General features: G+C 40.1%; 17 protein-coding genes. 5 read left to right on the top strand and 12 right to left on the bottom strand.

Annotated elements, in window-relative coordinates; all coding sequences use genetic code 11:
• Positions 1-4 precede the first annotated feature (4 nt).
• The 4 genes from folK to CXF76_RS08970 are packed head-to-tail and all read left to right on the top strand — an operon-like array spanning position 5 to position 2433.
• Positions 5-490, top strand: a complete 486-nt coding sequence (gene folK / locus CXF76_RS08985) for a 2-amino-4-hydroxy-6-hydroxymethyldihydropteridine diphosphokinase (protein ID WP_024593696.1) — start codon at positions 5-7, stop codon at positions 488-490.
• A gap of 30 nt (positions 491-520) precedes the next feature.
• A complete protein-coding gene (panB, locus tag CXF76_RS08980) occupies positions 521-1315 on the top strand; it encodes a 3-methyl-2-oxobutanoate hydroxymethyltransferase (protein WP_007587166.1) in 795 nt (264 codons plus the stop codon).
• Positions 1315-2163, top strand: coding sequence for a pantoate--beta-alanine ligase (gene panC / locus CXF76_RS08975; protein WP_007587167.1), 849 nt, complete (start codon positions 1315-1317; stop codon positions 2161-2163). Before panB ends, panC begins: the two co-directional genes overlap by 1 nt.
• A gap of 33 nt (positions 2164-2196) precedes the next feature.
• A complete protein-coding gene (locus CXF76_RS08970) occupies positions 2197-2433 on the top strand; it encodes a hypothetical protein (protein WP_007587168.1) in 237 nt (78 codons plus the stop codon).
• A 233-nt stretch (positions 2434-2666) separates the two neighbouring features.
• Here CXF76_RS08970 and CXF76_RS08965 read toward each other — a convergent pair whose 3' ends face one another.
• The 12 genes from CXF76_RS08965 to CXF76_RS08910 all read right to left on the bottom strand — a co-directional run bounded on the left by CXF76_RS08965 (position 2667) and on the right by CXF76_RS08910 (position 16443).
• The gene (locus CXF76_RS08965) at positions 2667-3635 is read right to left on the bottom strand and encodes a PstS family phosphate ABC transporter substrate-binding protein (RefSeq protein WP_010554592.1); all 969 of its coding nucleotides are present in this window, start codon (positions 3633-3635) and stop codon (positions 2667-2669) included.
• A gap of 115 nt (positions 3636-3750) precedes the next feature.
• The gene (phoR, locus tag CXF76_RS08960) at positions 3751-5058 is read right to left on the bottom strand and encodes a phosphate regulon sensor histidine kinase PhoR (RefSeq protein ID WP_024608321.1); all 1308 of its coding nucleotides are present in this window, start codon (positions 5056-5058) and stop codon (positions 3751-3753) included.
• Positions 5059-5123: 65 nt separating this feature from the next.
• Complete coding sequence (gene phoB, locus CXF76_RS08955; protein WP_006791869.1) at positions 5124-5813, bottom strand: phosphate regulon transcriptional regulator PhoB; 690 nt, start codon at positions 5811-5813, stop codon at positions 5124-5126.
• A 718-nt stretch (positions 5814-6531) separates the two neighbouring features.
• Positions 6532-7596, bottom strand: a complete 1065-nt coding sequence (gene fba / locus CXF76_RS08950) for a class II fructose-bisphosphate aldolase (protein WP_007377491.1) — start codon at positions 7594-7596, stop codon at positions 6532-6534.
• A gap of 201 nt (positions 7597-7797) precedes the next feature.
• A complete protein-coding gene (locus CXF76_RS08945) occupies positions 7798-8973 on the bottom strand; it encodes a phosphoglycerate kinase (RefSeq protein ID WP_007587175.1) in 1176 nt (391 codons plus the stop codon).
• Positions 8974-9037: 64 nt separating this feature from the next.
• The gene (gene epd, locus CXF76_RS08940; RefSeq protein ID WP_007587176.1) at positions 9038-10054 is read right to left on the bottom strand and encodes an erythrose-4-phosphate dehydrogenase; all 1017 of its coding nucleotides are present in this window, start codon (positions 10052-10054) and stop codon (positions 9038-9040) included.
• A gap of 178 nt (positions 10055-10232) precedes the next feature.
• The gene (locus CXF76_RS08935) at positions 10233-10895 is read right to left on the bottom strand and encodes a peroxiredoxin-like family protein (RefSeq protein WP_101163483.1); all 663 of its coding nucleotides are present in this window, start codon (positions 10893-10895) and stop codon (positions 10233-10235) included.
• Positions 10896-10974: 79 nt separating this feature from the next.
• Complete coding sequence (locus tag CXF76_RS08930) at positions 10975-11703, bottom strand: SIMPL domain-containing protein (protein WP_101163482.1); 729 nt, start codon at positions 11701-11703, stop codon at positions 10975-10977.
• A 138-nt stretch (positions 11704-11841) separates the two neighbouring features.
• The gene (locus CXF76_RS08925) at positions 11842-12465 is read right to left on the bottom strand and encodes a 3'-5' exonuclease (protein ID WP_101163481.1); all 624 of its coding nucleotides are present in this window, start codon (positions 12463-12465) and stop codon (positions 11842-11844) included.
• A 15-nt stretch (positions 12466-12480) separates the two neighbouring features.
• The gene (locus CXF76_RS08920; RefSeq protein WP_101163480.1) at positions 12481-14319 is read right to left on the bottom strand and encodes a DUF294 nucleotidyltransferase-like domain-containing protein; all 1839 of its coding nucleotides are present in this window, start codon (positions 14317-14319) and stop codon (positions 12481-12483) included.
• A gap of 125 nt (positions 14320-14444) precedes the next feature.
• Positions 14445-16169, bottom strand: coding sequence for a sodium:solute symporter family protein (locus tag CXF76_RS08915; RefSeq protein ID WP_007587184.1), 1725 nt, complete (start codon positions 16167-16169; stop codon positions 14445-14447).
• 10 nt (positions 16170-16179) lie between these two features.
• Complete coding sequence (locus CXF76_RS08910; protein WP_007377498.1) at positions 16180-16443, bottom strand: DUF4212 domain-containing protein; 264 nt, start codon at positions 16441-16443, stop codon at positions 16180-16182.
• A gap of 414 nt (positions 16444-16857) precedes the next feature.
• On the opposite strand from CXF76_RS08910, the gene CXF76_RS08905 reads away from it, so the two are divergent.
• Positions 16858-20298: a PAS domain-containing hybrid sensor histidine kinase/response regulator gene (locus tag CXF76_RS08905; protein WP_101163479.1), complete on the top strand. Its 3441-nt coding sequence runs from the start codon at positions 16858-16860 to the stop codon at positions 20296-20298.
• Positions 20299-20315 lie beyond the last annotated feature (17 nt).

Genomic DNA, 20315 nt, shown 5'->3' with positions numbered 1-20315 from the left:
TAACATGTACTGTGTTTATTTGGGTTTAGGTGCCAACCTAAACTCACCAAAAGAGCAGCTTGATAACGCGGTAATCGCGCTTAAAAAGCTGCCTAATTGTGAATTTATAAACGTATCGCATTACTATGCAAGTAAGCCTATGGGCCCACAAGATCAACCAGACTATATCAATGCAGTAGCGTGCATTAAAACGACCCTTGAGCCAGAGCAATTACTTGATTTAACGCAACGTATTGAACTTGAGCATGGTCGAGTAAGAAAGGCTGAGCGTTGGGGTCCACGCACTCTTGATATAGATACTCTATTATTTGATGATCAAATTATAAATACGGTGCGCTTAACTGTGCCTCATTATGGTTTGAATAATCGCGAGTTTGTGGTTTATCCACTATTAGAGCTTGCACCTGAACTTATTTTACCAAGCGGCATTGCATTAAAAACCATTGCAAATAACTTACCGCTCAACGACTTACAACAATTACCTCTGTAATTAACCTAGGCTTTTGCCTGCGAGGATATTATGTCTAAAATAACCGTTTCTACTTTAAATAAAATGAAAGCAGAAAATAACAAAATTACTGCATTAACAGCCTATGACGCTAGTTTTGCAAAGTTATTTCATGATAACGGCGTTGAAGTTATTTTAGTGGGCGACTCTTTGGGCATGGTACTACAAGGCGGCGATGACACCCTTGGCGTAACCAATCAAGATATTGCATATCATACCCGCTGTGTACGCGCTGGTAGCCGCGAATTATTTGTAATTGCTGACTTACCTTTTATGACCTACTCAAGCGTAAGTGATACTTGTAAAAATGCAGCTGAGCTTATGCGCGCTGGCGCAAACATGATTAAACTTGAAGGCGGAGAGTGGCTTTACGAGAGTATTAAAACGCTTACTCAACAAGGTATTCCAGTTTGTGGGCATTTAGGCCTTACACCACAGTCAGTACATGTATTTGGTGGCTTTAAAATACAAGGTCGCGAAGAAGACAAAGCACAAAAAATGATTGATGACGCAAAAGCACTAGAAGCTGCTGGCGCACAATTATTAGTACTTGAATGTATTCCAAGTGCACTGGCAAAACGCATTACAGACGCTCTAAGTATCCCAACAATTGGTATTGGTGCGGGCAGTTTAACTGACGGCCAAATACTGGTAATGCATGACCTTGTTGGTATTTCAGCAGGTTACATTCCTAAATTTTCTAAAAACTTTTTGCTCGAAACAGGCAATATGCCTGCAGCCGTTCAAAAGTATTGTACAGACGTTAAAAATGGCGCGTTTCCAAGCGCTGAACACGAGTTTAAATAATGCAGTCAATTACTGAAATCAGATCGTTACGTAGTCAAATTAAAGCATGGCGCCAAGCGGGTCTTAGCGTGGCTCTTGTGCCAACAATGGGCAACTTACACCGTGGGCATTTTTCGCTAGTAGAAAAAGCAAAAAACTTAGCCGATAAAGTCGTTGTGAGTATTTTTGTTAACCCAATGCAATTTGGTGCTAACGAAGATTTAGATAACTATCCTCGTACACTAAACGAAGATAAACAAGGCCTTGCAGAACTAGGCACTGATATTGTATTTACCCCAAGTGTAGAGACAATTTATCCAAATGGACTTGGCGCACAGAGCTTTGTAGATGTGCCTGATATTTCATTAGGTTACTGTGGTGGCTCACGCCCTGGTCACTTTAGAGGTGTTGCCACGGTAGTTACAAAATTATTTAATCTTGTACAACCCGATTACGCCTGCTTTGGTGAAAAAGATTTTCAGCAACTGCAAGTAATTAAAACCATGGCGCGCGACCTATCAATTCCGGTTGAAGTTATTGGTGTACCTACAATGCGAGAAGTTTCTGGCCTTGCTATGAGCTCGCGTAATGGTTACTTATCTGATGAGCAAAAAGCGACTGCAACCGTATTATTTAAAGCACTTAATACATGCGCTGAGCAACTTAAAAGCGGCGAAAAAGACTTCGTAAAACTTGAAAGCTTAGCTAAACAGAGCTTAGAGCAAGCTGGCCTAAAGCCAGACTATTTTGAGATTGCTCAACGAGATACATTAAAAACTGCTACAATCGAAGATACTCAATTTGTTATTTTAGCCGCAGCCTATTTTGGTGGTGTTAGATTGATCGACAATATTCAAGTCGAAATTTAATATTATTGCGACTCCATTTTAAGGATAAGAAGCATGCACACTTTAATAAAAACAAGCGTAGTCGCCCTTACTTTTGCACTATTAGTAGGTTGCCAAAACCAAGTTGAAAACCCTGAAATGAATCAGTGTGCTCAACAAAATTACCAATGCGAAAGTACATGTGAACAGCAAACAACTGCTGAGGGCTTAAAACAGCAAGTATGCTCTGGTAAATGTGTTGAGAGCTATAATCAATGTAAAGCACAAGCCGAAAAATTAGGTAATATTTAATTCCTTAAAGTTTTTAGTTTTAGGCATAAAAAAACCGCTCAGTGAGCGGTTTTTTATTGCCTATGGTTTATCATACCAATTTTATTAAAAACATGACCATTCTAGCGTATTAAATAACTCACTAACTACGTTAAAAATTATTTATATAGAACAACTATGTATCATAATTTTAGCCTTGTTATTGCGCTATTTTCTTATCGCTATAATAACTCACTAATTTAATGCAATTGGTATTAGTTCAAACCAAGCTTTTTAAGTTCTGTTTTTACTAGCTTTGCAGAAAGTGGTACATAACCATCTTTTTCTACAATTTGCTGACCATCTTTTGAAAGTACCATTCTTAAAAATTGTTCTTCCATAGGTGATAGTGGCTTATTCGGGTGTTTATTCACATAAACATATAAAAAGCGCGATAGCGGGTATTTACCTTGCGCAACGTTATCAAGTGTTGCATCAACAAAGTTATCGCCTTTTTTAGCAAGCGGTACTGTACGTACGCCCGATGTTTTATAGCCGATACCAGAGTAACCAATTGCATTTAATGAAGATGAAATTGACTGTACTACCGATGCAGAACCCGGTTGCTCATTTACGTTATTACGGAAATCACCTTTACACAGTGCTTTCTTTTTAAAGTAGCCATAAGTACCTGACACTGAGTTACGTCCATAAAGCTGAACGTCTTTAGCAGCCCAATCGCCTGTTAGGCCGACATCGCTCCAACGATTAACTTGCTCTGGTGCGCCACATTTACGAGTAGATGAAAAAATAGCATCTACTTGGTCAATACGAAGACCTTCAATTGGGTTATCTTTATGTACAAATACAGCAAGTGCATCAATAGCTACGCGAACTTCTGTTGGCTTATAACCGTAACGTTTTTCGAACGCTTCGATTTCTTTTGATTTCATTTTACGGCTCATTGGACCTAGGTTAGCTGTACCTTCGGTAAGTGCCGGTGGCGCAGTAGAAGAACCTGCCGCTTGAATTTGAATATTTACATTTGGGTAAATACGTTTGTACTCTTCAGCCCAGAACGTCATCATGTTGGCTAAAGTGTCAGAACCTACAGATGAGAAGTTACCTGAAACACCACTAATTTTTTGATACTCAGGAATATCTTGATCTAAAGCAACTGCTTGTGCAGATACGAAAGTTGTAACAGCCACACCCATTGCGGCAACTAAGTTTTTAAATTTCATGTAGGGTTCTCCGGTTTGTTCGTCCCATTTTCTAACTGCTGCCCACTCTAAAGTGAGTACATGACAGTTACATTACTCTTAAATGACACTTTTATGACTTTGCTTTTCAGCCTAATTACTTAGCTAGCGAAACTGTCTTATCTATTGAAAATTCGAAAGAAAAACACGAACCTTTGTTAACTTCACTGCTAATATTTAATTTACTATCGTGGCGCGTTAGTACATGTTTTGTAATCGCAAGCCCTAAACCTGAGCCACCTGTTGTTCTGCTGCGGGCTTTATCAACACGATAAAAACGCTCAGTTAAACGGTTAATATGCTCTGGCGCAATACCATCACCATTATCGGTAACACTAAAACACGCTTTATTGTTTTTGCGCTGCCAACATACTTCCACTTTGCCACCGGGTTTAGTGTAATGAATGGCGTTAAATACTAAATTAGAAAACGCACTACGCAGTTCATCCTCAGAGCCTTTAATATCGAGGGTTTTATCAATATTAAAAATAAGCTCATGGCCTTTGTCTTGATTAATTGAGTTTGCCTCAGTGTGAATATAACCAAGTAATTGCGGCACATTTATAGCTTTATCGTTGTCTTGGCGCCGTGCACCTTCAATACGCGAAAGCGATAATAATTGGCTGACTAAGCTATCCATGCGCTTGCATTGTTCAAGCATAGTATTTTGCGCTTTGTTCCACATTGCTGGCGGCGGCATCATGTCGCCATCCATCATCTCAAGATAGCCAGTAACCACTGTAAGCGGTGTACGTAGTTCGTGTGACACATTGGCTACAAAGTCTTTACGCATCTGTTCTAGCTGTTTTAAGCGCGTTACATCACGCACAACAACCATAAGTTGCGTGCTTGCATAAGGCATAACCCTAAATTCTAGTACTTGCTCAATGCTATGACCGTTATCCAGCTCAAGCGCGTCGTCAAATTCACCTTTGTGCATGTATTTAGCAAACTTAGGTTCGCGAATTAAATTATCAAGACGCTGACCATGATCGGTTGGCCACTGCAAACCAAGCACTTTAAGGGCTAATTGATTACACCACACAATACTTAAATCATTTTGCAGTACCACTACCGCATCAGGTACTGCTTCAGCTCCATCGCGAAAGCGACGAATTAAATCAGCAAGCTCATTACGTTTTTTACGATTACGGTGCTGTAGATGATAAATACCTTCAAACACTTGCTCCCATGCACCCTCGCCCTCAGGTGGATTAAAGCTACGTTGATTAAGTAGCCAATCGCTCAAACGATAAAGTTGATGGTAGTGCCAAATAAGGAGGGAAAAAGATCCTAAAAATAAAAGCAAAAATGGCGCGCCAACCAGCACACCAATTAATAGTAAGGGTAAAAAATAGATAAACAGGCGCTTTACTAACGCCTGCTTATTAACAACTCGATACATACACTCACTTTACCTTAGAGTAGTAATACATGCGTATTTCATACATTAGCTAAGCTTTAAGCTGATCACAGCTTACTTGAAAAACGATATCCAGCACCACGTACAGTTTGCACCAAACGGTCATGTCCAAGTGGGCCAATTGCTTTACGCAGACGACGAATGTGCACATCAACCGTGCGATCTTCTACGTAAACATTAGTTCCCCATACATGATCAAGCAGCTGTTCACGGCTATAAACACGCTCTGGGTGAGTCATAAAAAAGTGCAGTAATCTAAATTCGGTTGGCCCCATATCAAGCTCGTTACCTTCTGAGGTAACACGATGCGAAATAGGGTCTAAACGCAGGCCATGTACTTCAATAGCTTCTTCTAATGAGGTTGGCGATACACGGCGAATAACCGCTTTAATACGCGCCATAAGCTCTTTAGGAGAAAACGGCTTAGTTACGTAATCGTCAGCACCTACTTCAAGACCGCGTACTTTGTCTTCTTCTTCGCCACGGGCTGTAAGCATAATAATTGGGATTTGGCGGGTGTGTTCGTTTTGCTTAAACTTTTTAGCAATTTGAATACCGCTTCCACCTGGTAACATCCAATCAAGTAAAACCATATCTGGGTAAGGTTCAACCATAGCTGCAATAGCAGAGTCGTAATCTTCTGCTTCAATTGCTTGAAATCCATTTTGCTCTAAAACAAAAACCAACATCTCCCTGATAGGAGCTTCGTCATCTACGACTAGTACTTTACGTGACATTCCAATTTATCTCTTACGCTATCGAATTAGTTTTCATTATTATGACTAAGTATGACATTTTTATGAAAGTGTAACGTGTAAATTAAAATGGTGGTAAAAAAAACACAAATTAGTGACAAAAAACCTCATTAACGTCATATTTTTAAAACCTTTTTAATATTTAACGTAATAATAAGAGATTTACGATAAATTTATAAAATAGCTAATTTTTGAAATTATCTGCTTTTTGTCGCTAGTTGAATCATTAAATAATACAAAATTAGCTGGGATCATTGTTTTACTAACCAAGACATTTTTACAGATCGATCGTTTAAAAGCAGCTTTAAAGCCATTTTAAAATTAATAAACCCGCCTGTGTAACAATCAATACGTTTAAAAATAGATCTAAATTTTACTAAGCCCAAAATAAAGGATCAGATTTTTACCAAGCCGATCCACTCTCAGATCAGAGTTGTACCTAGTCAAAGCCATAAGTTGTTGATTGTTTATACAAATAAATAACGATCAAATTATCTCAGAGCCCAAAATAGCATTAAAGTGTATTTGGCTTAGTAAAGTAATGATCCGAAAAAGGCTGTGTTAGTAAATGCGTGATCCCAAAATTCCGCGTTGGTAATGCAGTGATCTGATCAAAAAAAGCCGAACCTGTAATATAAAAAGAGCTGACATTAAAAAAGCCAGTAACAAAGTTATTGGCTTAGTATTATAAATTGATCCATTATCTAATTTTAGGGTCTAGTTCGCCGCTTAAGTATTTAAGGTGCATTTCATCAAGTGAAATTGGCTTAATTTTACTAGCCTGACCAGAAGTACCAAACGAGTTATAGCGTGCAACACAAATCTCTGTCATTGCTTTAGTTGCTTCAGCTAAGTATTTACGTGGATCGAAGTTAGATGGGTTAAGCGCCATATGACGGCGAATTGCACCGGTAGATGCTAAACGTAAATCGGTATCAATATTTACTTTACGAACACCAAACTTAATACCTTCAACAATTTGCTCAACAGGTACGCCGTAAGTTTCTGGAATTTCGCCACCGTACTGATTAATAATTTCTAACCACTCTTGTGGAACTGAAGATGAACCATGCATCACTAAATGCGTGTTAGGAATACGTGCATGAATCGCTTTAATGCGGTCAATCGCTAAAATGTCATCTGTTGGTGGGCGAGTAAATTTATAAGCTCCGTGCGAAGTACCACAGGCAATTGCAAGTGCATCAACATGTGTTTTATTTACAAAGTCAGCCGCTTCTTCAGGGTCTGTTAGCATTTGCTCAGTGGTTAGTATACCTTCTGCGCCAACACCATCTTCTTCGCCAGCTTCACCTGTTTCAAGTGAACCAAGTACACCTAGCTCGCCTTCAACCGATACGCCACAAGCATGCGCCATAGCAACAGTTTCGCGCGTTACTTCTACATTGTATTCGTAGCTTGAAGGAGTTTTGCCGTCGCTCATTAACGAGCCATCCATCATTACTGATGAAAAACCAAGCTGAATTGAACGCTGACATACACCTGGCGATGTGCCGTGATCTTGGTGCATAACAACGGGAATATGTGGCCATTCTTCAACGGCTGCTAAAATCATATGACGAATAAATGGAGCACCAGCATAAGCACGTGCGCCAGCTGATCCCTGAACGATTACTGGGCTGTTTGTTTTGTCAGCCGCTTCCATTATTGCGCGCATTTGCTCTTGATTGTTAACGTTAAAAGCAGGTACGCCGTAACCATGCTCTGCTGCATGATCTAAAAGTTGTCGCATACTGATTAAAGCCATTGGGTATTCTCCAATTTATCGACAGTAGTTCCCTACCATCTAGTTTGAACGGATGTGTTAGTTTGGCGTTATAACAACGCCACGAAAAACCACTGCTTTGCAGTAATATTCCGTCTAAATTAACTATTAAATTAGGGTGAGAGGTATTTAATAATTAATTGTCGGTGGGGGCTATTACCCCCTCACCTTACGCTACTAAAATTACTTAGCGCGCGACTCTAGCATTTCAACTGCTGGAAGTTTTTTGCCTTCTAAAAACTCTAAGAACGCACCACCACCAGTAGAAATATAAGAAACTTTATCGGCAATGCCGTATTTATCAATTGCGGCTAAGGTATCACCACCACCAGCAATTGAAAACGCATTTGAGTTAGCAATTGCTTGTGCAATAGCACGTGTGCCATTACCAAACTGGTCAAACTCGAACACGCCAACAGGGCCATTCCATACAACAGTGCCCGCATTTGCAATAATTTTTGCAAGCTTGCTCGCTGTATCAGGACCAATATCAAAAATCATATCGTCGCTTGTTACTTCGCTTACATCTTTAAGCGTAGCTACAGCAGATTCAGAAAACTCATTACCAACAACTACGTCAGTCGGTACCGGAATTTCACCATTATTAGCAATCGCTGCAGCACATAAACGGTTCGCTTCATCCATTAAATCTGGTTCGTAAAGCGATTTACCAACTGGGCTACCTGATGCAGCAATAAAGGTATTTGCAATACCGCCACCGGTAACTAATTGGTCAACAATTTTAGAAAGTGAATCTAAAACGGTTAGCTTAGTTGAAACTTTAGAACCACCAACAATCGCTACTAATGGACGAGCTGGGTTATCAAGTGCTTTGCCTAACGCTTCTAGTTCAGCTGATAACAATGGACCTGCACATGCCACATCAGCAAATAAGCCAACGCCATGCGTAGATGCTTGTGCACGGTGAGCCGTACCAAATGCATCCATTACATATACATCACACAGTGCTGCAAGTTGCTTAGATAAAGCTTCGTCGTTTTTCTTCTCGCCTTTGTTAAAGCGCACATTTTCAAAAACAACAACTTCGTTATCAGCAATATCAACACCGTTTAGGTAATCTTTTTCTAAACGTACAGTTTGCTCAAGGGCATCGTTTAAGTAATCAGCTACAGGTGCTAGCGAAAACGCTTCATCATATTCCCCTTCCGTAGGACGGCCAAGGTGTGACATAACCATTACTTTAGCACCCATCTCAAGCGCTAATTTAATAGTAGGTAGTGCTGCACGAATACGCGCATCTGACGTCACTTTACCTGCTTTAACTGGTACATTTAAATCTTCACGAATTAATACGCGTTTGCCGTTTAAATCTAAATCTGCCATTTTTATGACCGACATGAACATCTCCTTAGTTAACGATACTGAACCTGAAAAATACGTTTAAAATTATTATATTAATAAATTACTTATTCACTGCCATCATAGCACGCGCTGTGTCGAGCATACGATTAGCAAAACCCCATTCGTTATCACACCATACTAATAACTTTATCAGTCGTTTGTGACTAACACGTGTTTGTGTGCCATCAATAATACAAGAATGTGGGTCGTGATTAAAATCAACCGACACAAGCGGCTCTTCGGTATAACTTAAAATACCTTCTAAGCGGTCTTTTGCTTGTGCTTTAAGTGCGTTATTTACTGCGTTTAAATCTACATCAGTATTAACCGTTACACTTAAATCCATTGCCGTGACATTTATAGTCGGTACACGTACAGCTATGGCTTCAAAACGGCCTTTAAATTTAGGTAAAATACGGTCTATACCACGGGCGAGCTTTGTATCAACTGGAATAATTGATTGGCTTGCAGCGCGAGTACGGCGTAAATCATGATGATAACCATCAATCACTTGTTGATCGTTCATCGACGCATGAATCGTTGTAATAGCGCCCGACTCAATACCAAATGCATCATCTAATACTTTAATAACCGGCACAACACAGTTAGTTGTACACGAGCCGTTAGACACAATTGTGTGCTCGTTTTTAAGCTCATCGTCGTTAATGCCATACACAATCGTAGCATCAACATCGTTATCGGCCGGATGCGAAAACAACACCTTTTTAGCGCCTGCGGTAATATGTAACTGCGCATGTTCACGTGAGTGATAAACACCTGTACATTCAAGTACAACGTCTACATCGAGCGTTTGCCAAGGTAATTCAATTGGGTTTTCTTCACAAAAAAGTGCAATGGTATCGCCTGCAACACTAATGGTGTCTTCACCAAGTTTTACAGGAAAAGAAAAACGACCGTGGGATGTGTCGTATTTTAATAAATGAGCAATAGCTTCAGGATCAGCAAGTTCGTTAATCGCAACAATTTTTATATCGTCGCTCAAACCAGACTCGTATAACGCGCGGACAATATTTCGACCAATACGACCAAAACCATTAATTGCAAGTTTGATTGCCATGAAATATAAAATCCACTCTTTTAGTGTGCAGATAAAGGCAATACGCCTTTTAGATGGCTGTATTGTAATCGACCTTGCATCTGATTATAAGAGGGAAGCATTAGAAACTTTAAATTAAGGTTAAAGAGCTTAGGCATTGCAAGCTCTTCGAGGGTTCTGGCTTTTTAAATTAAGTTTTTTATACTAAATTTTTCAATGCATTAATTATATCTTCTGGCTCAGAACGAGTACGATAATCAACATCAACATAACGCCAAGTCACTTTACCTTGTTTATCTAAAACAAAGGTGGCAGGGATCGGTAAAACACGACTATTGCCATTGTTAACCGACTCTAAATCTAGGCCTCTGTCTACTCGCATATGCTCTAGTAAAAATGTGGGTACTTGCCATGCTACGCCGTAGCTTGCTGCTACATCCGCATTTTGATCACTCAGCACTAAAAAATCCATTTTACTTATTTCATCATCACTAAGTGAGCCATCGGGTACTTGCGGGCTAATAGCCACCAATTGTGCGCCTAATGCGTGAATTTCAGGTAAACGTGCTTGAAGCGCTTTGAGCTGTAAATTACAGTACGGACACCAACTTCCACGATAAAAAGTAACAACCACAGGCCCTTTAGCAAGTAACTCAGTTAACTGCACCGATTGACCATGTTGATTTGGTAACTCAAAACTTGGTGCGATTTGGTTTAAATCAAGTGCATTAGCACCTTGTTGAAACGCTTTTGCTTGTGCAATCGTTTCATCAACACCTTTCATAAAATCAGGATTACCTTTACGCCCTGCTGCTATTTTTGCCTCAGTTTGTCCTTTTAACGTGTTATTTTCATCGCTCATAATATGGCTACCTTCAAATTAATCAAAAACTTAAAGCCAGCTTACATTATGAAAATGTATTTGAAATGAAAATTTTAACTTAATCATTTACTTCTAAATCAAACACCACGTTTATTGATGATTTAAAGCTTACCGTTTGTTGTAGATAATTTTTGCGAGCTTTAGGAAATGAATCGCTTATTGGATTTACTCTATCTATTTTTTTAACCGCTGCACCAAAACCACTGTAAACGCTTTTTTGAGTTGAGCTAATAGTGCGTACTTCACCCACTTTTGTACCAAAGGAGTTAGCAAGCATATTTGCTTTTTCTTTTGCGTTATTAAGTGCTTGTTGTGTAGCTTGTGCTTGTAACAGCTCAGCTTTTGAAGATAAAAACTCAGTATTTTGAATCGCATTTACTTTTAAATTCAATAAAAAATCACTTAAATCATTCACTCTTTTAATATTTTTTAGTGTTACTTCAAAAGTCCTTATAGCTGCGTATTCAGCGGGAGCCTGATGCCCTGTTTCAATGTAATCCATACCCGTTTTTTCAACTTTAACACTTGAGGCGACTACATCATCGGCAGTTATTTCAAATTGACTTAGTCCGTCAATTAGTAAATTAACTTTATTATCAAGATCGTTCTTAGCTGCTAAAGGTTCGTTTTTAATACTTATAATTTGAAATAGTATTTTAGCGATATCAGGATTGGCAAGCACCTCTGCAGTCCCTTGAACCGAAATTTTACGGCTTGTAGGTAAGCTTGAATTGGCAAAAGTGATAAGTGGGAATAAGGTTAAGAAAATGGCAGTGATGAGTTTCATGTTCGTTCCTTGAAGTAATTAGTAAATAATGATTACGTAACTGTACCTATAGCTATACGGGTAACAATAAAAGTAAACTGCTCTTTATTGTAGGCGGGAGTTTATCTCGCGCGGCATAAAGCCCCGCCTACAGCCAACCTACATCAACTCGGCTACTTTTAACTCTTTGCCACGGCTTATTTGATGACACTGGGCTAGCAGTAGCTCGGCGGTGGCTTGTGCATCGGTTAACGCATGATGGCAATGATAGCTTGGTAACTCATAACGTGTGCGGCATGCATTAAGGGTTAAATCATCTTGTTTTATTTCAGTTGAATGATGGAGTAAGCGCTTTTGTTCAATATGGAGTGTGTCGATTATGAGTTTAGGACGTATAGTTATATTGGCATTTTTAAGCGCTATTTTTAAAAACCCCCAATCGAGCATGGCATTATGAAACACTAAAATACAATCACTAAAGTGGCTACTTAGTTGCGTTAATATACTGCACAAGCTCTGTCCTTTTGTTATAGCATCGTCGCTAATCCCATGAAAAACAGGACTTTGCTCAAGGCTTTTTACGTCTTTATTTATAAGGTGCTGCGACTCGCTCATTTTTATACATTGGTTATCTATTATCACCCACGCTACCGATACAATTTCGTGCTGTTTTGCATCAAGCCCAGTGAGCTCTAAATCAATCACCAAATAACGTTGTTGTAAGGCATTTTTGCCTAGTAATTTACGGCGCTTTAAATACCGAGTGAGCAGCTTTTTTACCATGTTAGTAATCCATCATTATAAACTGCCGCGAGCAAACTTAAACGCGGCGGCTTGCTGCGCTTGTTTAACAAGGTAAAACGCTTCTTTTAGTTGATGGCGCTCTAATGAGTTTAATTTATTAGGGTTAATACAATTACTCGGTAAACCCTCTTCGTTTATTTGTGTACTCAAGCGAAGCTGCGTTAAGAACCGCCAGCAGTCTTTTAGGTTGTATATATCTTCTTTGCTGATCAGTTTATGTTTTAGTAGTGCGTCCAACCGCTCTTGTGTGTTGGCGCGCCTAATACCCGCTTTTAAAGCGTATAACCGCACTATGTCATTTATAATTACGACACCGCGTTTTTTTAAATCTATATATTTATTATTTTGATCTGTTTTTTCAGTTTTAAATTTATTAAATAAACCAATTGGCACGCTGTTGCTGCTTATGTCGGTTGCCATTGCGGCATAGAATAAGTCGTTACGCGATATACGAATTAATTGCTCGCAAAAAGCGGTGTATAAAGTATTTGAGCCTTCAATAAATCGCAGGTCAAAAAATATTTTACAGTTAAGCATTGCATCAGGCGTTGGGCTTTTTATCCATTTAAAAAATCGCTCGCTCCAGTCGTTTACGCTCATACGGCACTCATCGCTGCTTGCCATAATATTACCTGGGCAACGCCTAATGCCGCATTCAACTAAGTTTTCACATACAAACTCCCCCATGCTTTTAAAGTAAGCGTGCTGCTCGGGAGTTAAGTCGTTTGGAAGTAATAAGCCGTTATCTTGATCTGAATGCAGAGTTTGCTCTTCGCGTGCTTGCGAGCCAAAGCAAATAAAACTAAAGCTGGTTGGCGCTGCGCCATGCTCTTCTTGAAATAAATGAATAAGGCGCGATGTAAGCGCATCAGTTAAACCACTCAGTAATTTACCAATTAGCGATATGTCGTCAATGTTGTACGAAAAACCACGCAAAAGTTCGGGGATTTCTTTTGCGTAGCGTTTTAAATCAGTAACAGTATGCGCTTTGTATATGCGCCCAATAAGCTGTACGGGGTCACTTTTTTGTTGGCGCAGTAAATCGGTGCTGGTTATCATTCCTATCGGGTTATGGTTTTCGTCGAGCACCGGCAAATGATGAATATTGTATTTAAGCATTAAGTGCAGCGCCGAAAACACCCGGTTATTTTCAAATATAAACTTGGGCTTGGCGGTCATAATACTGCTGACTGCATCTTGTGGATCTACTTCGTCGGCAAGTACTCGATTACGTAAATCGCGGTCAGTCACAACTCCCACTAAGTGTGCGTGCTGCGTTATCATTATTGACGAGACACCATGCTCTTTCATTTTTTTAGCGCTTTGCCTAATACTTGCATCGGGCGAAAGTGTAATTGCTGTGCGGGTCATCAGCTCTGATATTTTACGTTCAGACCAACTATCGTTTTTACTTTTATAATGCGATGACAACAACCGGTTAGCATGAGCGCGTACAAAATATTGCTCAAACGATTTATATTCTCTGCGTAAAAAATCAAAGTGCGTTTGAGAGAGCATATACACTATGCCCTCTTTTTGTACTTTCAACCTATTTTGAATTGCCTCACCAGTTAACAGCGACGGAAAACCAAAATAATCACCTTGCGCTAAGCGTGTAACTACATCGCCCTTGCCATCAACTAGGTCATACAAACCAGAGCGAATTAAAAACAATTTAGGGTTTTCACTTTGTAACCACTGAGTTTGGTTTTCGCGGGTGAGGTAAATAATATCAAGATGATTTACAAAATATTCGCATGCGCTGCTATCAAGCATAGTAAAAGGCGCTTGCAAACAAACGTATTGGGCTATTTCTTGTTGTTCTACACTCATTGTATTCGCTCTTTAAATGGTGATGTACCAATCTAATGTACTTATTTATTAAACAAATAAAAAGCCCGACTAAAGTCGGGCTTTTGGTGCTTTATGTTTTCTAAACTATATTTATAAATTGTAGCCTAGTGGTCGTGTGCTTCTGCAGACCCTTTAGGGTTACGAATGCTTTCAACCATTTCTTGAATTTCAACTGGTGTTGGTTTAGTAAACTTAAGAACAATTGCAGCAACTGCAAAGTTAATAATCATACCAATTAAGCCAATACCTTCAGGCGAAATACCTAAGAACCAGTTTTCAGGGCTGTTTAGCTCTGGGCTAACAAACTTGAAGAAAATGATATACGCAGCGGTAAAGCCAATACCCGTTACCATGCCTGCAATTGCGCCTTCGCGGTTCATTGTTTTAGAGAATATACCCATAATAATTGCTGGGAAGAAACTCGCTGCCGCTAGGCCGAATGCAAATGCCACTACCGATGCCACAAACCCAGGCGGGTTAATACCAAAGTACGCGGAGATAACAATAGCGACCATGGCTGCCAACCTCGCTGCAAGTAACTCTTGCTTGTCGGTAATATCGGGCTTGAGAGTTCGCTTGAGTAAATCGTGCGAAACGGAGGTCGAAATAACCAGTAGTAAACCTGCTGTTGTAGAAAGTGCCGCGGCAATACCACCTGCAGCTACAAGTGCGATTACCCATGCTGGTAAGTTAGCAATCTCTGGATTTGCTAATACCATAATGTCGCGGTCTACGTTTACTTCGTTAGCACTGTTCGGATCGGTGATTTTACCCGCCGTGTAGAACATTTTGCCATCGCCGTTTTTATCATCAAATGTAATTAAACCTGTGCGTTCCCAGTTTTTAATCCATCCTGGTGCTTCTGCGTAAGCTGTACCGCTACCGTCTTTACCATTAATAGTATCAACCATGTTTACGCGAGCAAAGGCTGCAACCGCAGGTGCTGTAGTATAAACAATCGCGATGAACACAAGTGTCCATGCTGCAGAAATACGCGTGTCTTTTACGCGAGGTACAGTGAAAAAGCGAACAATTACATGTGGTAAACCAGCAGTACCTACCATTAACGCGCCAGTAATAGCGAACACGTCAATCATGCTCTTAGAGCCTTCGGTATATTGTGCAAAACCAAGTTCAGCGCTTAAGCCGTCTAGTTTATCAAGTACGTACACGCCATCGCTGCCAATTAATGTGGCACCAAAACCGGTTTGTGGGAAAAAGTGACCCGTCATCATCATCGAGATAAAAATGGCTGGTACAAGGTAGGCAAATACAAGTACACAATACTGCGCTACTTGTGTGTAGGTAATGCCTTTCATGCCGCCAAGTACCGCATAAAAGAATACAATCACCATACCAATGTAAACACCGGTTTCAATTTCTACTTCTAAAAAGCGTGAAAATACGACGCCTACGCCACGCATTTGCCCTGCAATGTAAGTAAAACAAATGAATATGGCACATACAATTGCCACTAAACGCGCAGTGCGTGAATAGTAACGGTCGCCAATAAAATCAGGAACAGTAAACTTGCCGAATTTACGTAAGTAAGGCGCTAAACACATGGCTAATAGTACATAACCCCCTGTCCACCCCATTAAGTAAACGCTGCCATCGTAACCTGCAAACGAAATAATACCTGCCATTGAAATAAACGACGCGGCGCTCATCCAATCGGCAGCCGTTGCCATACCATTAGCAAGAGGAGGTACGCCGCCGCCTGCTACATAAAACTCTTTAGTTGAACCCGCACGGGCCCAAATTGCTATGCCGATATAAAGCGCAAAGCTTAAACCAACAATTATAAACGTGAGTGTTTGAACATCCATTGCTTAGCTCCTATTCGTCTACGCCGTATTTTTTATCTAACGTATTCATTTTGAAAACGTACACAAAAATCAAAGCAACAAAGGTATAAATCGCGCCTTGCTGGGCGAACCAGAAGCCAAGTTTAAACCCAAAAAAACGTACTTCATTAAGTACATCAACCAGTAATATGCCAAAGCCGAAAGACACGATAAACCACACTGCTAATAGTTTAAATAACAGCGAAATGTTTTCTGCCCAATAAGCTTTTGCTTGTTCTTCATCTTTAAAAGCCATTTTTGTTTTCCCCTTTAAGCACCGCAATATCGCGATGAGTGGTTTTTTATCTTCGCTTACCAATTTAGCAACGCTGGTTACATATTGAATTGAGACCATAGTCGTAACAGCTTGTTAACGTTTACGTAAACTGTATTTATCATTCAAACGTATTTTATACATTTTCATTTTATTTCAATTGGTTAGCTTAATTTTTTGAATTGGCTTTACTATTAAATTGGTAAGTTGGTTATTAATGCGACATTAGTCTAATGCTTGAGATGATTTTATTTTTGTTATTAATATTCAATAAGATAGAAATAAAATGAAAGTTTTATTTTAAATTCAAGCCTCACACTTAACCTCAGTTCTGGTATTGTGTTAATCCCTCATAGGGTTGAGGGACTATTTAAAATAATAAGGTTTAATAACAACATGACTGCCGTACTCATTATTGTTGCTTTAAGTTATATAGGTGTGCTGTTTTGGCTCGCCAATTGGGGCGATAAAACAACCCCTTTGGCAAAGCGTATTAGCCATCACCCTTTTGTGTATTCACTCTCACTTGGGATTTACTGTACCTCTTGGACTTACTACGGCTCAGTGGGTACAGCCGCCACCAGCAGTTGGAGTTATTTGCCAATATTATTGGGCCCTGCGCTGCTGTTTTTATTCGGCCAAGGGTTTTTACGTAAGCTGGTACTGGTAAGCAAAAAACAAAACATAACCACTATTGCTGACTTTATTTCAGCTCGTTACGGCAAACGCCAAACTACCGCGATTATGGTTACTGTAATCGCCTTACTCGCGACTATTCCCTACATTGCACTGCAATTAAAAGCGCTTAGTACCAGCTTTTTACTTTTGCAAAACAGTAATAAAATATCAGGCGATATGCTCGCGCTTTCTGCCACATTAATTATGGCCTTATTTGCAATATTTTTTGGTACCCGCAAAGTGGACGTAACAGAGTATCGCTCTGGGTTAATGCTTGCTGTCGCGTTTGAATCGATGATTAAACTTATTGCACTTATTGCTGTAGCAGGACTTGCTGTTTACACCTTATTTAATATGCCAGAGCCTACTTCAAATAAAGTAACCGAGTCGATTTGGGCCCATTGGAGCGACTTTAACTTTTTTAGCTTTAACTTTATTGGCCAGTCCTTAATGGCTGCGGCCGCTATTATATGTTTACCACGCCAGTTTCATGTAACCGTGGTCGACAACCAAAACAAACGCCACTTACTTACCGCTCGCTGGGCTTTTCCGCTGTATTTATTATTAACTGCCGCAATGATTTTACCTATTGCTACTGCGGCTATTCATCCTGAAATTGGCAGCGGCTATTCGCCAGATAGCTTTGTACTTGCCCTACCGTTAATTAACGACAACGCCTTTTTAACCACCTTTGTATTTATAGGTGGTTTATCGGCCGCCACCGCAATGATAGTGGTAGCAACGCTTACATTAAGCACGATGATTTCAAACGATGTGGTATTACCCCTAATGCTACGTCGTAAATTTAAACGCAACTTAATTACCACCAGTTATAAGTCTCGTATTTTGCTTGTAAGGCGCTTTGCTATTGCAGGCATATTAATTTTGGCCTATTTCTATCAGCAATGGTTTGGCCATAGCAGCGCACTGGCAAGTATGGGCTTAGTTGCTTTTTCACTTGTTACTCAATTATTACCCGCTATTGTGGGCGGTTTATACTGGCGAAAAGGCCATGCTTATGGGGTTTATGCAGGTTTAGTAGCGGGCTTTATTTGCTGGGTACTATTTTTAATGCTGCCAATACTCGATGCCGGTGCAACGCTTGATAGCGAGCTACAACAAACGCTTATAACACGCGGAACCTTGATAGCTTTGTTTGCCAATATTGGGTGTTATATTAGTTTTTCACTTGGGGCTGAGGAACGCTTAATTGATAAGATTCAGGCAGCTGCTTTTGTTAACCCTAAAGATCAGGCTATTTTATCAAGGCGCTTAAATAAAGACGTAAAAGCCACTGTTTACGACTTTAAAATACTACTGCAAACCTTTTTAGGTATTCAGCGCAGCCAACAAGTATTGGCGCATTACGCACTCGCCCATCACTTGAGCGATAACAACGCACACCCAGAGCCTGAATTTATAGCCTACTGCGAACGCGCGTTAACAGGCGTGCTTGGCGCATCGTCCGCACAAGCATTAATACATACGGTATCGTCGGGTAAGCGTATGGCGTTTGAAGAAGTTGTAAACTTTTTTGACGAAACCACACAAGCGCTGCAATTTAATCAAAATTTGTTATTTACCTCACTCGAAAATTTAAGCCATGGTATTTCGGTTGTCGATAAAGATTTAAAGCTAGTAGCTTGGAATAAGCGCTACAGCGAAATGTTTGGCTACCCTGAAGGATTTTTAGAAGTAGGCCAACCCATAGAAGATATTATTAGATACAACGCTAACCGTGGTGAATGTGGCCCTGGCGAAATAGAACGCCAAGTAGAAAAACGTGTGCAGCATTTAAAATACGGCAGCTCGCATCACTTTATTCGCCACCGTCGTAATGGCCAAGTATACGAAATGATTGGTAATCCGCTGCCCGATGGCGGATTTGTTACCAGCTTTTCGGATATTACCAATCACATAAGTACGCAAAATGCGCTTGAAGAAGTAAATATGGATCTTGAAAACCGCATAGAAGCGCGAACTCAAGAAGTGCAAACCATTAATAGAGACTTACAAGCTCAAATAGATAGCCGTGTACAAACCGAGCAAGCACTTACTTTAGCCAAACGAGAAGCAGAGCAAGCCAACGACAGTAAAACGCGCTTTTTAGCACTGGCGAGCCACGACATTTTACAGCCGTTAAACGCAGCACGTTTATACCTTGCTGCCATTGACGAAAAGCAACTCGACAGCACTAACCAAAACAGCTTTGAAAAATTAGGCGACAGTCTCGATTCAACCGTGCATTTAATGTCGGCGCTACTTGAAATAGCCAAGCTAGAACAAGGCGCTATGACCCCAACCCCTCGCCACTTTTATATTGAAGATATTTTAGCGCCATTGCAAAGTGAATACGCTATTTTATCAAGTGATAAAGGCCTTAAGCTTAGTGTGCGTTCAAACCAGCAAATTGTGCACAGCGATATAACCTATTTGCGCCGAATTATTCAAAACTTGCTCTCTAATGCAGTTAAATACACCGATAATGGCCGTGTATTAATTGCCTGTAGGAACCGAAAGCACAATTTACGAATAGAAGTATGGGATACAGGCCCTGGTATTAGCGAAGTAGAGCAAGCTAAAATATTTAACGACTTTTACCGTGTTGAGTCGGGCGATAACAAAGGCGTAGGCTTAGGCTTAGGTGTTGTAAAACGTATGGCTGACTTATTAAGTTTGCCGCTTGATGTGCATTCTGAGCCCAATAAAGGTAGCCGTTTTAGCATTGAAGTACCTTATGGTGACGAGCAGTTTGTACAACAAAAAAGTACGACAAACAGCCTAATAGAAAACCGTGCAGCAATTAATATTGTTGCCGTAGACGACGACCCTGAAAACCTAGCTGCAATGGCAAGCTTACTTAAAAAGTGGCAAGCTAATTACACGCTATTTGATAATGTAAATAATGTACTGGCGCACGCTAAGCAAAACGGTGCACCCGATGTTATTTTAATGGACTACCAATTAGGCAATGACTGCGATGGCATAACGCTAATTAAAACCCTGCGCGAAATTTGGCAAAGCCAAGTGCCCGCTATTTTAATTACCGCAGTACGCGACACCGAGCTTAAACAAGAAACCAAAGCCGCTAATATTCATTATTTAAGTAAGCCAATTAAACCGGGCAAACTAAAAGCACTGCTTAATCACAGTACATAATAAGCTAGTAAAAAGTG

Origin of the sequence: Pseudoalteromonas sp. 78C3, from assembly GCF_002836695.1 — a bacterium.
Lineage (GTDB): Bacteria > Pseudomonadota > Gammaproteobacteria > Enterobacterales > Alteromonadaceae > Pseudoalteromonas > Pseudoalteromonas arctica.
Note: the sequence above shows the minus strand (reverse complement) of the source record. Positions and strands in the feature narration are given on the sequence as shown.